Source organism: Paenibacillus radicibacter, assembly GCF_024721995.1.
GTDB lineage: Bacteria > Bacillota > Bacilli > Paenibacillales > NBRC-103111 > Paenibacillus_AM > Paenibacillus_AM radicibacter.
In genome coordinates this window covers 93363-108053 of record NZ_JANQBC010000004.1, presented here as the reverse complement: position 1 = coordinate 108053, position 14691 = coordinate 93363, and the positions used below count along the sequence as shown (strand labels likewise).

General features: G+C 44.8%; 16 protein-coding genes. 10 read left to right on the top strand and 6 right to left on the bottom strand.

Going from position 1 to position 14691, the window contains the following annotated elements:
• Positions 1 to 41 precede the first annotated feature (41 nt).
• The gene (nadE, locus tag NV379_RS10600; RefSeq protein WP_258207286.1) at positions 42 to 851 is read left to right on the top strand and encodes an NAD(+) synthase; all 810 of its coding nucleotides are present in this window, start codon (positions 42 to 44) and stop codon (positions 849 to 851) included.
• 75 nt (positions 852 to 926) lie between these two features.
• Here nadE and NV379_RS10595 read toward each other — a convergent pair whose 3' ends face one another.
• From NV379_RS10595 to NV379_RS10585, 3 genes are all read right to left on the bottom strand, one after another.
• Positions 927 to 2036 carry a DUF1648 domain-containing protein gene (locus NV379_RS10595; RefSeq protein ID WP_258207285.1) on the bottom strand — a complete coding sequence of 370 codons (1110 nt, stop codon included), beginning with the start codon at positions 2034 to 2036 and terminating at the stop codon, positions 927 to 929.
• Between the two features lie 14 nt (positions 2037 to 2050).
• Entirely contained in the window at positions 2051 to 2437 is a 387-nt protein-coding gene (locus tag NV379_RS10590; RefSeq protein ID WP_258207284.1) for a GntR family transcriptional regulator, read from the bottom strand.
• A 162-nt stretch (positions 2438 to 2599) separates the two neighbouring features.
• Positions 2600 to 3340, bottom strand: coding sequence for a (S)-benzoin forming benzil reductase (locus NV379_RS10585; RefSeq protein WP_258207283.1), 741 nt, complete (start codon positions 3338 to 3340; stop codon positions 2600 to 2602).
• A 202-nt stretch (positions 3341 to 3542) separates the two neighbouring features.
• Between NV379_RS10585 and acpS the strand changes: the two genes are divergently transcribed.
• The 4 genes from acpS to NV379_RS10565 all read left to right on the top strand — a co-directional run bounded on the left by acpS (position 3543) and on the right by NV379_RS10565 (position 6760).
• A complete protein-coding gene (acpS, locus tag NV379_RS10580; RefSeq protein WP_258207282.1) occupies positions 3543 to 3926 on the top strand; it encodes a holo-ACP synthase in 384 nt (127 codons plus the stop codon).
• Between the two features lie 120 nt (positions 3927 to 4046).
• Complete coding sequence (locus NV379_RS10575) at positions 4047 to 4415, top strand: VOC family protein (RefSeq protein ID WP_258207281.1); 369 nt, start codon at positions 4047 to 4049, stop codon at positions 4413 to 4415.
• A gap of 180 nt (positions 4416 to 4595) precedes the next feature.
• Positions 4596 to 6074: a sensor histidine kinase gene (locus NV379_RS10570; protein ID WP_258207280.1), complete on the top strand. Its 1479-nt coding sequence runs from the start codon at positions 4596 to 4598 to the stop codon at positions 6072 to 6074.
• Positions 6071 to 6760 carry a response regulator transcription factor gene (locus tag NV379_RS10565; RefSeq protein ID WP_258207279.1) on the top strand — a complete coding sequence of 230 codons (690 nt, stop codon included), beginning with the start codon at positions 6071 to 6073 and terminating at the stop codon, positions 6758 to 6760. The genes NV379_RS10570 and NV379_RS10565 overlap by 4 nt, the downstream gene beginning before the upstream one ends.
• Positions 6761 to 6815: 55 nt before the next feature.
• Here NV379_RS10565 and NV379_RS10560 read toward each other — a convergent pair whose 3' ends face one another.
• Together NV379_RS10560 and NV379_RS10555 are read right to left on the bottom strand one after the other, a co-directional pair.
• The gene (locus NV379_RS10560) at positions 6816 to 7226 is read right to left on the bottom strand and encodes a DUF1259 domain-containing protein (RefSeq protein WP_258207278.1); all 411 of its coding nucleotides are present in this window, start codon (positions 7224 to 7226) and stop codon (positions 6816 to 6818) included.
• A gap of 86 nt (positions 7227 to 7312) precedes the next feature.
• Entirely contained in the window at positions 7313 to 7837 is a 525-nt protein-coding gene (locus NV379_RS10555; protein WP_258207277.1) for a hypothetical protein, read from the bottom strand.
• Positions 7838 to 7890: 53 nt separating this feature from the next.
• Between NV379_RS10555 and mutY the strand changes: the two genes are divergently transcribed.
• Positions 7891 to 9108, top strand: a complete 1218-nt coding sequence (mutY, locus tag NV379_RS10550) for an A/G-specific adenine glycosylase (RefSeq protein WP_258207276.1) — start codon at positions 7891 to 7893, stop codon at positions 9106 to 9108.
• 26 nt (positions 9109 to 9134) lie between these two features.
• Positions 9135 to 10106: an AraC family transcriptional regulator gene (locus tag NV379_RS10545; RefSeq protein WP_258207275.1), complete on the top strand. Its 972-nt coding sequence runs from the start codon at positions 9135 to 9137 to the stop codon at positions 10104 to 10106.
• A gap of 426 nt (positions 10107 to 10532) precedes the next feature.
• On the opposite strand, the gene NV379_RS10540 is transcribed toward NV379_RS10545, so the two are convergent.
• A complete protein-coding gene (locus NV379_RS10540; RefSeq protein WP_258207274.1) occupies positions 10533 to 11144 on the bottom strand; it encodes a superoxide dismutase in 612 nt (203 codons plus the stop codon).
• A gap of 217 nt (positions 11145 to 11361) precedes the next feature.
• Between NV379_RS10540 and NV379_RS10535 the strand changes: the two genes are divergently transcribed.
• Genes NV379_RS10535 through NV379_RS10525 form a run of 3 tightly spaced genes read left to right on the top strand, consistent with a single transcriptional unit; the run spans position 11362 to position 14665 of the window.
• A complete protein-coding gene (locus NV379_RS10535) occupies positions 11362 to 12375 on the top strand; it encodes a LacI family DNA-binding transcriptional regulator (protein WP_258207273.1) in 1014 nt (337 codons plus the stop codon).
• 12 nt (positions 12376 to 12387) lie between these two features.
• A complete protein-coding gene (locus NV379_RS10530) occupies positions 12388 to 13353 on the top strand; it encodes an N-acetylglucosamine kinase (protein ID WP_258207272.1) in 966 nt (321 codons plus the stop codon).
• 13 nt (positions 13354 to 13366) lie between these two features.
• Entirely contained in the window at positions 13367 to 14665 is a 1299-nt protein-coding gene (locus tag NV379_RS10525) for a 6-phospho-beta-glucosidase (RefSeq protein ID WP_258207271.1), read from the top strand.
• Positions 14666 to 14691: the final 26 nt, after the last annotated feature.

The window sequence follows — 14691 nt, the reverse complement described above, 5'->3', positions numbered from 1 at the left end:
ATAGAAGCTATTGCCGTACATATTGAAGGGGGTAAACGTATATGAGCTTACAACAAGAGATCATTGCCAGACTTGGCGTCCAGCCTGAGATTGATGTGGATCAGGAGATTCGCAAGCGGGTCGACTTTTTGAAGGATTATGTATTAAAGACAGATGTTAGTGGACTTCTAATTGCGATTTCCGGTGGGATTGATTCCGCGGTTGCAGCGGGGCTGTGCCAGCAAGCGACAGATGAGTTGACGGCGGAGCAAGGTAAAGAATACAAGACAGTGGGCGTATTCCAACCTTATAGTACACAAGAAGACATTGAGGATAGCTACGCAACCGCGCGTGCGTTCAATATGAAGCACCAAGTGGAGACGAACATTGAGGATGCGGTCGATGAGATCGGTATTCTAACAGAGTACGGTATGAAGCAGATTGGTGTGCATCAGCACATTAGCCGCGCTGGCAAAGGAAACGTTAAGGCGAGAACGAGGATGGTCGTGCAATATGCACTGGCATTCGACTTGAACTTGCTAGTAGTCGGTACCGATCATGCGTCTGAGGCAATCACTGGCTTCTATACAAAATGGGGCGACGGCGCGGTCGATATTACACCACTTAGCACACTGAATAAGCGTCAAGTACGTATGGTTGCTGCCAAGATTGGGGTTCCACAAAGTATTCTGGACAAAGCGCCAACGGCTGGTCTATGGGATGGACAAACGGATGAAGGTGAGCTAGGTATCACGTACGAGGATAACAGCAACTATCTAGAGGGCAAGCAAATTGCACCTGAGATTCAAGAGAAGCTAGAGCGTCAGTACATGAAGACCGAGCATAAGCGCTCAGCAATTCCAGGTATTTAATCCTATAAACAAACAAACGAGCCATTAGGAACTTTTATAAGATCCTAAGGCTCGTTTTTTTCATGTGCAAAAATCTTAAGCACCTACAACTGCAGCATAGATTGCAACGCCTGCTATAAGGGCAAGCAGTCCCAATAGCGAAATCCAACTAATTGGATTGCCCATGTTCAGCGTCCAGCCGATGCCGACTCTTTTCTCAACAATAATTGCAGGATCGTTCGAGTTGATATACACAACACCAAGCTTCCAATACGCATCATCATTTTTAAAATATTGGCCAGATCCCGTTTGATCGTCAAGAGCAGCAATACGGCTGCCGCCTTGTCCTGTTGAAATCGCAAGCCACAGGCAACCGAATATCGTGATCATCACGAAGAAGTGAATGATATAATTCATCATCTGAACATCCATTGGATAGACGAAATTCCATTGAATGGGTCCGAAGAGCAGCGTCATACTTAAACCTGAGATGAACATCAACACTGAGCTGCGACGACGGAAGGCAAGATTTTGCTTTTTCGATACTTCGGGTTTGGATACATCGATGATTTGTTTACTTGCACGAATGGTGTAATTAATGATGATAAATAATGCCAGCATGAACAATTGAATGATTTGCGGCATAAACACGACACCATAGGACTTATCGGACATTTTTGTTACATTCCCATTGAAGTCAAATTTCATGGCAATCTGATTCGGAATGATGTCATAGTTTGATAATGTGAAGAAGAAACATCCCGCGATAATCGCTACATAGAGGAGATACCACCAGTTTGAGATCACAGATTTCTTGCGAGTAGTAAGATCGATAGCGACCCGACTTAATTGCTGAGCGTTCCAGTTATGGGCAGCTTTCAGCTTTTTCATCCGATTATGGAAATAGAGATACTGCAAGATAGAGAGGACGATCATCGCAATGATGCTAATGGGGAACACCATCTCAATCGCGTCACGATTACCCACTAAGAGCGTGATACTTCCTGCTAATAAAACCGCGAGGATGACTGCTGTAAGGATCGCATATTGCTTACGCAAGCCACGCACAATGGGGGAGTAATAAATCTCTTCCGAGATCGACACCCCAAAGCTGACGGTTTTTCTTGTAAAATAAGGTCCAAAAATGAGCAAAATTCCAATCGGAATGAACATCGTAATCATATAAAGCCAGATCCAAGTATTCATGGAGCATTTCTCCTTTAGTCGGGATTTTTAATGTGCTGATACAACTCACTTACAATCTGCTTAAGCTGTTCGGCGGACATGTTTCTTACGATGGCTTCAGCGATAATCGGCCTTAGCTCCTGACTTAGCTTGGCTTCGTATTCTTTGGTCACCGTTGGCATGGAATCGGGCTGAATGACGACCCCTTTCTGCCGATGAATCTGAATAAATCCATCTGCTTTAAGCAGTGTGTAGGATTTATTCACTGTGTGCAGGTTAATACCAATATCTGCTGCCAAGCTTCTAACGGATGGAAGAGGGTCGCCAGGCTTTAATTGTCCACTCGCGATACCTTCCATAATTTGATTGCATAGCTGTGCGTAGATGGGTGTTTCGGATTGTAAGTCTAGTTGAATGATCATGGGTACACCTCCTGCAATAAGTTAAATATCTGTTATATATAATATATAACAAGCGAAGGTTTTGTGCAAGATTAGATTGTAATCCAGATATGAACCTGCTTCTGATCACGCAAAAAACGCTCGTAGACTGATGTCCACGAGCGTTATATTCATTTAACAAACCTATACAATAACCGGTTCTTGTCCGAATTCATCCGACATTAATAGCTCAATTAAACGTGTAGCAGCAGCTTCAGCAGTTAGGAGATCGCCAGATTGTTTCAGATCAATGAAGCGCCCAACTTGCTTGAAATCCTCTGCACTTGTCTTGCGAATCTGCTCTTGCATGTCTGTATCAATAACCCCAGGGGAGACCGAAGCGATCTTAACGGGGAATTCAGCATCAACCTGCTCGAGAGCTACGCATCTAGTGAAATGGTCGAGGCCGGCTTTAGCCGTGCAATAGGCACTCCATCCGTGATACGGTTTCTTGCCTGCGCCCGAGGAGATGTTGAGTACACGCTTATCGATTGCTGCTTTTGCTGCCCATTTCATGAAATTAGTGGTAAGCAGCATTGGCGCTGTGAGGTTGATCTTGATGTTCTGGTCGATTGCTTCACAGTCGCATTTGCTAAGTGGTGCCATTGGATGCAAAGTGCCTGCATTGTTAATCAGATAGGCAGCTGTAAGTTCTGATAACTTTACTTTGGCAAAAATTCGAGCTGTCAGCGCATCGATATGTTCGGTTGCAGTAAGATCAAATTCGAGGTTGTCCAGCTTAATGCCAGCTTCTGAGGCGAGGGCAATGAGCTTCATATTCTTATGACGTGAGATACAGATAATATGGCGGTTTGGTGCGAGTAATTGCTGGGCAAAGGCTTCGCCAAGCCCACGCGATGAACCTGTAAGGATGATGAGTTCCATGGATTTTTCAGCCCCCTGTTTTTCTCTTTCCAGCATAATCCGTTATGATTTTCATTGTACCAGAGACAGATAATAAATACCATTATTGTCAAAAGTTTGGCTTATAGCTATCCGTTATCTTTGCTCATCGCTTGACCTTTTATGTGCGTTACGTAATGATGAATGCAAGGATTAATTATGCAAGTGAAGGGAACAGACGTTCATGATTAAAGGCATTGGTAACGATATTATTCAGATCGAGCGCATTGGCCGCATGCTAGAATCAGCAAGTGCAAAGCGATTTATAGAGCGTGTGCTGACACCAGCTGAACGCAAGCTGGCAGAGGAGCGTAAAGCCAGATTAGCCGAATTCGTTGCAGGTCGGTTCGCCGTGAAGGAAGCGGTCGTTAAGGCGCTCGGCTGCGGGATCGGTGCAATTGTCGGTTTTCAAGATATGGAGATTACACCAGACGAGCTAGGAAAACCACATTGCATGCTATCTGATGCTTGTGTAGCACGTTTAGGACTGACTGAAGGCTTCCGCGTACATGTGAGCATTTCCCATAGTGAGGGGCTTGCGGCAGCATTTGCTGTAGTGGAGAATTAGGTAGGGATTCAAGATTCTAATATATTTACATCGGCTCCAAACTCCGATAATATTATAATATTCAGATAAATGAAACTTAGTTTCGTTTGATGAAACTTAAATCAGAGGAGGTTGGTTTAAATGAGTTATACATTTGTAGGGCTTGATCATGTGCAGCTAGCAGCACCAGCAGGGTGTGAAGAAGAGGCAAGAGCTTTTTATGGTGAACTAATTGGATTACCTGAACTGCCTAAACCTCTTAATTTGCAAAAGCGTGGTGGTGTATGGTTCCAGTGTGGAAAGCACGAAATTCACATTGGTGTAGAAGCTGACTTTAAGCCAGCACGCAAAGCGCATCCAGGATTTGAAGTGAATGACTTACCAGCATTACGTGCGAAGTTTATTGAAGCAGGACGATCTATCGTCGAAGACGAACAGATCGAAGGCAGACTGCGTTTCCATACGGAAGACCCGTTCGGCAACCGACTGGAGTTTATTGAATTTTTTTAGTTTTAAAAAAGATAATTAAAAGTTAAGAGTAAGGTAAAAGGAGCAACTGGAGGAGCGTAGCGTTCGCCTTTGAAATCGTGAAACTACCAATACATAAATTCAAAATTCACGATTGAGACAGCGACCGGAAGTGCTGCTTTTATCTGGAACGACCTAACTTTTAATCTAGGGAGGCTAAGCATGTCGATTCGCAATAAATTACTATTATCGTATACGGTCATGCTGATCCTCACGATCTCCTTGTTCGTGGCAGCGGGACTACTCATCTCCTCTGCCATTACGGGAGATTTCAAAGCAATCACGAACATTTATACGAACCAATACGCATTAAAACCACTAACACCACAGGAAGAGAATGCTTTTATCGATGTGAAGCTGATCGCGAAAGGTACTCCTGAACAGCTTCTTGAACCGCAAGTCCAGCAGCAAGCCGATCGCGAAATGGCACTTATTCACTCTGGCATGCTTGTACGCAAAGGTTCGGATATTGTGTACATGTCGGAATCCTTGAAGAATGCAGGCTTAGAAGCAAGTTTGCCTGCCCATGAACCAGCGAATATTAATGTGCGAGACACTGTACGAGCAGGGGATCGCTATTTCACATACGTCAAATTTGATTTCTTCTTCAAAGATCAGACGAGCGGAACGATTTTCACCATGAAAGAAGTCAGTCCGTTCGCGCAGTTGTCTAGAAGCTTATTCCCTCTATGGCTCGTGGGCTTGTTTGTCCTATTAGTTGGGATTTATCTTGTACTCTATTATTTTGTGACGAAGAGTATTATTAAACCGCTTCATGCTTTGAGGAAAGGTGCCGAACAGATTACGGAAGGTACACTCGATTTCAAGATGACTTCTACAAAAAAGGACGAGATCGGTGAGCTGTTCCTCTCCTTCGAGGAAATGCGCCAAAGACTCAAGAGTTCGGTCGATATGCAGCTGCAATATGAGGAGAATCGCAAGGAGTTGATCTCGAATATTTCCCATGATCTGAAGACACCGATCACGACGATCTTAGGTTATGTGGAGGGCATTCGAGATGGCATTGCGGATACACCTGAGAAAATGGACAAGTACGTAAAGACGATTTATTACAAGGCAAGCGACATGGATCGATTAATTGATGAATTGTTCTTATTCTCGAAGCTGGACTTAAAGCGACTCCCATTTACTTTTGAACAGGTAGAGATCAGCGAATACCTGACAGACTGCATGGATGAGATCCGATTTGATCTTGATCAGAAAGGCATTCAGATGGAACTAAACGTTCATTTGGCAAAGCCAACTTTCGTTACAGCAGATCGGGAACAACTCAAGCGTACAATCATGAACATTGTCGACAACAGTGTAAAGTACATGGATAAATTGGACAAAAGCATCAAGATGGACGTAACAGAGGAACTGGAGCAGGTGACAATTGTAATCGAAGATAATGGAGCGGGCATTGAGGAAGCGGATTTACCGTACATCTTTGACCGATTCTATCGAGCAGACCCTTCTCGGAACATGGATAAAAGGGGCAGTGGTCTTGGTCTTGCGATTGCGAAGCAAATCATTCGAGAACATGGCGGGGATATACGAGTGACAAGCCAGCTACATGCAGGCACACGGATTATTTTCACATTAAAAAAGCAGCTAGTAAAGGCAGGTGAGGCAAGATGACACGCATTCTAATCATTGAAGATGAATCCAGTATTGCCGAGCTAGAACGCGATTACTTAGAAATTAACGGCTACGCTGTGGAGATGTGCTTCTCTGGAGATGAGGGGCTGCGCCGTGCATTAGAAGAGGATTATGACTTGTTCATTCTCGATCTAATGCTGCCTAAGGTGAATGGCTTTGACATCTGTAAGCAAATTCGTGCGGTGAAGGATGTTCCGATTCTCATTGTCTCAGCTAAGAAAGAAGAGATCGACAAGATTAGAGGTCTTGGCTTAGGTGCGGATGACTACATGACCAAGCCATTTAGCCCAAGTGAGTTAGTAGCCAGAGTGAAGGCGCATCTTGCTCGTTATGAACGGTTAATCGGGAAAAAAGAGCCTGTGCTGGATGAGGTTCGGATTCGTGGATTGTCGATCGACAAAAGTTCGAGAAGGGTGTACGTGAACGAGAAGGAAGTCGTCTTCACGACGAAGGAATTCGATTTGCTCGCATTCTTGGCACAGAACCCGAACCATGTTTTTAATAAAGAGCATTTGTTTGAGAAAATATGGGGGCTCGAATCCGCAGGCGACATTGCGACTGTAACCGTCCATATCCGTCGCATACGCGAGAAGATGGAAGCTGATCCTTCGAATCCACAATATATTGAGACGGTGTGGGGAGCGGGGTACCGGTTCACGGTGTAGTTAGTAATAAGTTGGCATAATAAATAAAAGTCACCTTTACGAGGTGACTTTTTTGCTATTTAGCTATTTTACCATTACCATGAATGGCATCTAATGCCCGTCTCACTTTTCTAGCAAACACAAGCGGCTTAGCCACAGCTTCAATGTTCACATAGATGAGTTGGGGGCGATCAAACAGCCATTCCGAGCGAATGGACGAGACGATGATGCCTTGACTTCGTATAGCCGTAATAAACGGATTCACTTCTTGTTCCAAGAAGGCAGCTCGTCCTAGGCAAAGTGCTCTACCCGTACGTGTATCGAGGGATTCAAAGGAAAAGGAAGACGTGACTTGAAATCTTTTTCCTAGAATCGTAGCTTTAATCTCGTTGCGATTAATCGTTGAGACGCACTTACCACCAGCGAAGCCGGCTTGCCCTCCGATGATTCTTGAGAATTGCTCACAGAGTGAGCTGTTACTTGGCATGGTTCCCACTCCTTCCCTAACTCATTTAGCATATGAATAAAGGGACAGGATGGACACGGTCTATGGCCGAGCACGATGTTAAGCTTTTAAAATCGATTCCACATTCTAAGCTGAATAGCAGCTACGAACATTGCAATTCCGCCACTTGCGTATAAAATAAGCGGGGAGTAGCCAAGGTACAGAATGCTGAGTGTTGCTGCCATAGCGAATAGCCACAATCCGATAAACGTTAATGTCCGACCCAACATAATCCCAAGTGCAACAAGGCCTGTTGCGAGTAAGAATGATTGGAAGATAGGGATAAAGAACAGGTTAACTGCACCGATATATTGCAAGATCCAGCAAGCTAGGACGAATAAGAGCATGGGGATTAGGAACAATCCTGTAATATGTGAGCTCGCACTCCAACTTGGTCGCATTAGACTCACGATGATCGCAATTACGCTTAAACCGACAGCGCCATAGAACGCGTATGTACTCCATCCTTCGACATTATATTTTTTTTCGGCAAGCAAAAGACCAGCTCTAACAATCCACTCCAAGCCCCAAATGAAGAAAAGTGGGATGAGGACGGATAGGCTGCTAACTGTATTTTTTCTTTGGTTGTACAAAATAACAAGCCTCCTAAACGGGTTTCAAGTATAATTATTATAACGCTTAACGGATGGAGAAGAAAGAAACGATGACTGAGATGAATCAAAACTTACAAAAAAACTATTTTTCAAAGCATTTATTAGACTGGTATCGCGAGCATAAGCGGGACTTGCCTTGGCGCCGAAGTCGTGATCCATATTATATCTGGGTATCTGAAGTGATGTTGCAGCAGACAAGGGTGGACACGGTTATTCCGTATTGGCATAGGTTTCTAGACAAGTTCCCAACGGTACAAGCTTTGGCAGATGCACCGGAAGAGGAAGTACTGAAGGCTTGGGAAGGGCTAGGTTACTACTCTCGTGCACGTAACTTGCAATTAGCGGTTCGTGAGGTACATGAGCGCTATGGTGGAATTGTCCCTGATGAGAAAGAAGCCATTTCCTCGTTAAAAGGGGTTGGACCTTACACGTCAGGTGCTGTTCTTAGTATTGCTTACAATAAACCAGAACCTGCAGTTGATGGGAATGTGATGCGGGTGCTGTCGAGATATTTTAACCTGGATGATGATATTGCTAAACCGCGCACGCGTGTAATGATGGAGAAGTTAGCACAAGAGTTAATCCCTGAAGGAGCAGCTGGGGACTTTAATCAAGGCTTAATGGAACTCGGGGCAACGGTATGTACACCGAAGTCGCCGAGCTGCTTAACGTGTCCAGTAATGGAGCATTGTGCAGGTCGAATTGCGGGTAAAGAAGATCAGCTGCCTGTCAAGACGAAGGCGAAGCCGCCGCGCCCTGAGCGCAGACTGATGCTGTTGATCGAAGGAACCGGTGAGCACGCAGGGAAAGTTCTCATTCGTCAACGTCCACAAGAAGGACTTCTTGCACGTATGTGGGAATTGCCGCATATGGAGCTTGAAGCAAATTCTGACGTGAAGTCAGATAAGAAAAGGCAAGCGAAAGCGGGCAAGTGGGTGAAGCGTAAAGAAGGGACTGATCCGCTTGTGTACAAGCAGGAGGATGAAGCTTACCACGCACAAATCCAAGGATACATGGCGACAGAGGAACATATTCCGGTTACAGCATCGGATTGGGTGATGGATGTGGAGCATACTTTCTCTCATATTCAGTGGCAGATGAGTGTGTATCGCGGTCGTATCGCAGATGAGAAGGCGGGCGTTCAGGGTTTCTTGCCTTTCCATTATCGCTGGATGGCGCAAGAGGAGATGGAGAAGTACGCGTTTCCGAACGTGTTCATTCGTGTGTTAGACCATTATTTTGACCAGTAAAAATATCGCTTAGTGAGGTTGCTGTAATGCACAAGGATGAGCATGTGGTTCGCATGAATAAAGTCATTAATTACATTCAGCATAACTTGGATCAGGATTTGTCTTTGCAGGTGTTAGCGGAGCAGGCGGCGTTTTCCCCGTATCATTTTCACCGGATTTTCAAGCAAGTCGTTGGAATTCCAGTGAATGCTTATGTACGACGTGAGAAGATTGAGCGTGCTGCTAAGATGTTGGTGCACAATCTGAATACAGAACTAACTTCTATTGCACTGGACTCTGGATTTTCGTCTGTATCGACTTTTTCCCGTGCGTTCAAAGAGAGATTCGGCATGAGTGCAACACAGTATCGGGAGCAATATATAGCAAGTCCAAATAGCAAGATTTGCAAAACGGACAGCAAGGATTGGCAAGCGATTTCCCCAGCAGAGCGTTATGATACTTATACAGCAGCGGCCGCTGAGAGTATAATCCAAAGGGGTTTCGAGTCCATGAATGTTATAGTAAAGAAGTTGCCTGATCTGCGTGTAGCTTATGTCCGTGTATATGAAGGTTATGAACCTAGTGAATTAAGTGCTAGTATTGATGCGGCTTTCAATAAAGTATGTGGATGGGTTGGAGCACGAGAATTATATGCACCTGAGACGATGGTACTCGGCATGTTCTTTGACGATAATCTAGTCACATCTAGCAGTAATCGTCGCTATGATGCAGCTGTTACAGTTCCAGGTGAGGTACTAACAGGAACAGATGGGATTGATATTCAAGAGATTCCAACAGGTCAATATGCTTCATGCCGTGTGGAAGTGGATAGCTCACTTCCCGGTGCAATGGGACAAGCGGTTCAGCAGGTGGATCATGCGTTCAAGCATATTTTACAAGATTGGTTGCCAACGAGTGCATTTCAGCTTGTCGATCAACCAATGCTAGAGTGGTATGTAAGTGGTCAGGAGACACTGACTATTGTGATTGAAGCATTGATTCCGATTGCGCCGAAGTAAGGATATTCGTTTTATGAGAAAATAGTAAAAGCACCCGACTGGGTGCTTTTTTAGTATAATTACGCAAAAAAGTAATAGAGAACACTTGTTTGTATATCCCTAAAAAGGTAAAATATAACTACAATTGAATCTTGGGTGGGCATGGTTTCCAAAGTTTATTCTTGCACTTTTAACATACATTAATCGCAACCAGAAGAAGTAAACCCACCCGAAGATTAGCAGCAGAAGGTGGGTTTGTGCGTTCTAAGACTTAGAAGGAAACAACCATCCAAGCCAATTGTAGGCCAAGTGTTAGCGCACTTGGTCTTTATTAACTATATATTACCATAAATGATAATAGACTTGAAAGTCCTGATAAAAGAAAAAACTTCTCCATACTCAAATGAGTTGGAGAAGTTTTTGTAAGCTGTTTTGCGAAGAAAAATCTTACTTCGCCGCAGCGTAACGAGCGTTAACTGCTTCCCAGTTCACAACGTTCCAGAACGCTGCGATGTAGTCAGGACGCTTGTTTTGGTAGTTCAGGTAGTAAGCGTGCTCCCATACGTCAAGACCAAGAACAGGTGTCAAACCTTCCATGATTGGGGAGTCTTGGTTAGGTGTGGAGGAAACAACAAGTTTACCTTCTGCATTAACACTCAACCATGCCCAACCGGAACCGAAGCGTGTTGTAGCTGTTTTAGCGAAATCTTCTTTGAACTTCGCGAAACCGCCAAGCTCGCTATCGATTGCAGCTGCGATTGCGCCAGTTGGCTCGCCGCCGCCGTTAGGACCGATGATTTCCCAGAATAGGGAGTGGTTCGCGTGACCGCCACCATTGTTACGTACTGCTGTACGGATGTTCTCAGGAACTGCATCTAGGTTAGCGATCAATTCTTCAACGGATTTCGCTGCAAGCTCGTCGTGACCTTCAAGTGCTGCATTTACGTTCGTAACGTATGTGTTGTGGTGACGATCGTGGTGGATCATCATTGTTGTTTCGTCGATGTGCGGCTCAAGTGCATTGTTTGCGTAAGGTAGAGCTGGTAATTGGTATGCCATAATTGAATAACCTCCTAGAATGTATGTAGAGTGATGGTAACGATACTCTAAATTATGGCTTATTTTGCATCGTAAAGCAAACATTCTAAATTGAACGATTCCTGTAAAAATAGTTGACAATTTGTGCATTCGCGAGCACAATAGTGGTGTAGTTCCTATTTTTTTAGATCAAAAGTTAAAGCGGTTTAATTTTATAGTATTTTAAAGGAGAAGCAGGATGAAAGTAAGCATTTACGACGTAGCAAGCAAATGCGGACTGTCTGTCGTCACCGTCTCACGAGTCATCAATAACGCATCTTCTGTTCGAGAAGGCAATCGTCAGAAAGTACTGCAGGCGATGAAAGAGCTTAATTATATTCCGAACTCGGCAGCAAGATCACTTGCTCGGGGGAAGACAGGTGTTGTGGGCTTAGTACTTACGACTTTGCAGGACAGTATCTTTGATGGAGTGGTAAAAGAAGCGAATGTGCAGCTTGAAGCGCACGGATATTTTCTAGCCTTATCAATCGACGATGTGAACAAACAGAGGGAAAGCGGAAGTGAAGATCCGGCTAACTTCTTGTTCCAAGAAGATCGTGTGGATGGGGTCATCCTGTTGTCACCAAGACATGAGGAGCTGTATGCAGAGGCTTTAAGCAGTAAAGGCATACCTTATGTACTCGTCGATAATGATTTATCTCATATTGAGGCACCGATGGTTCGTGTTGACAACTATACCGGCGGATACATGGCTGCGAAGCATTTGATCGAACTGGGTCATTCACGTATCGGACATCTATATGGACCGGATATGTACCTTAGTGCAAGAGAGCGTCGCAGGGGATTTATGAAAGCAATGGAAGAAGCGAACCTTAAACCCGTTATTGAAACACAGGGTGATTTTAATATTCGTGATGGTTTCCACATTGTGAATGAGTGGATGTCGCAAGGTGTTGAGATTACAGCAATGGCGGCAGCAGACGATTTCCTAGCGCTTAGTGCGATTCAAGCTTTGCAGAAGCATGGACGTAGAGTTCCGGAAGATATCTCAGTCATTGGTTATGACGATCAGGAATTTGCATCGCAAATCTATCCGGCACTGACAACGATCAAGCAGCCCGCTGATCAGATGGGGCGTGAAGCGGTTAACAGGCTGCTTGCACGAATTAATGGACGAGAGATTAAGGATTCTTTTATCGAGCTAAAACCGCAATTGGTAGTTCGTGAGTCAACATCCAAATTTACACCATAAGAGGTGAATCAATTGGCTTATTACTTAGGAATGGATTCAGGTGGAAGTAAAACGTTCGTTGTGATTACAGATGAGACAGGAACGATTGTTGGAAAAGGAAGAGGCGGCGGTGGCAATCACCAGCTTGGCAAAGAACCTGCTTTTCATAGCATGCGCGAATCGGTGCGTCTTGCACTAGAAGATGCGAAGCTTACGAAGGAAGACATTACTTATGCTGTTTTCGGATTAGCAGGTGCGGATCGGGAAGCAGATTACAATATATTAACGCCATTTATTGATACATTAGGATTCAAAAATTCGTACATATGCGGTGATGCGATGATCGCGATGCGTGCGGGTACGACTCAGGCAGATGGTGTTGTGCTGCTGTGCGGCAGCGGCTTGAACTGTGTAGGGATGAACCGCAGCGGTGATGTATTCCAATGTGGTGGATTTGGTTACGCGTTCGGAGATTTTGGTGGAGGATACGGACTTGCAACAGAAGTGTTCCGCTCTGTTATTCGTAATTGGGAAGGTCGTGGTCAAGCAACAATGCTTACGGAGCTTACGCTTCAAGAGCTTGGTTATAACTCTGTTCAAGCGATGTTCAACGACTTCTTGGATCGAGAATTGCCGATTCCGCTTCAATTAGCCAAACTGCTCATGCCAGCATCACAAGCAGGGGATGAGGTAGCGAAGCAGATTCTTCTAGAGCAGGGAGAAGAATTAGGGCTTGCAGCAGCAGCGACAATCGAGCGTTTGAATATGCAGCAGGATACATTTGATATTGTGCTGGCAGGATCTGTGCTGACACGTGGTCAAGATCCAACGATTGAGAATCGCATTACAGAGGTTGTTGGGAAGGTCGCACCGAATCATGGTATAAGAAAACTTCAAGTGGAGCCACTTGTTGGGGCGATTTATATGGCAATGGAACGTGCAGGAACGGAAGTATCAAGTGAAGCGTACGACAAGCTTTCTCAATTTCTAATGGACTAGGATGGTGGATAACATGAGTAAACATTTGAAATTAGTCGTTATTGGCGGGGGTTCTTCTTACACACCGGAACTAATCGAGGGACTTATTAAGAATCATGAGCAGCTTCCTATCGGAGAGGTATGGCTAGTCGATATTCCACAAGGTGAGCACAAGCTAAACATTGTTGGTAACTTGGCAAAAAGAATGGTTGAGAAGTCGGGACTACCAATTCGTGTTGAGCTGACTTTAGATCGTCGCAAAGCCCTACCAGGAGCAGACTTCGTATCGACTCAAATGCGCGTTGGCTTGCTGGAAGCACGTGCTTGGGATGAAGCAATTCCTCTTAAATATGGAGTGATCGGACAAGAAACAACAGGTCCTGGCGGCATGATGAAAGCTCTTCGTACGATTCCTGTGCTGCTTGATGTGTGTCGTGACATGGAAGAGCTGTGCCCTGATGCATGGATGCTCAACTTCACGAATCCTGCAGGTATGGTGACTGAAGCCATTAACAAACATAGTAAGATCAAGTCGATCGGTCTATGCAATTCGCCGGTTGGTGTGTACAAGTGGGTATCGAAGCAGTATGAGGTACCGACGGAGCAAGTGTACGCAGAATTCGTAGGTTTGAACCATTTGCACTGGGTAACCCAAGTGAATGTGAATGGCGAATCGAAGCTTGAGGAATTGCTGCAAGGTGGAGAAAGCTATTCGGCTAAGAACGTACCGGGTATGGATTGGAATCCGAACTTCATTCAAGCGCTAGGTGCGATTCCTACGTATTACTTGAAATACTTCTATTTCACACCAGAGATGCTGGCTGAATTACAAGAGTCCGCGCAAAAAGAAGGCTCTCGTGCTGAAGTGGTGAAGCGTGTAGAAGACGAGTTGTTCGAACTATACAAAGACCCAGATCTTAATGTGAAGCCAGCACAACTAGAGAAGCGTGGCGGAGCGTTCTACTCCGAAGCGGCTGTTAACCTCATGTGCTCCTTGTATAATGACAAGCGCGACATTCACACACTGAACGTTAGTAATGGTAGCATCTTACCGTTCTTACCAGAGGATGCAAGCATTGAAGTGAACTGTATCGTAACGAAGCAAGGTCCAATTCCAATTGCGGTAACGAACATTCCACCTGCTGCACCGGGATTGATTCTAGCTGTTAAGACATATGAAAGCCTAGCGATCGAAGCGGCAGTAACGGGTGATCGCGGCATTGCATTGCAAGCGATGGCGTGCAATCCACTTGTACCTTCCGTGAATGTTGCGGAGAAAATGCTAGACGAAATGCTAGAGCAGAATAAGGCGTACTTACCGAAATTTTTTTAATCAGAATAAGGCACTAATAAATTCAT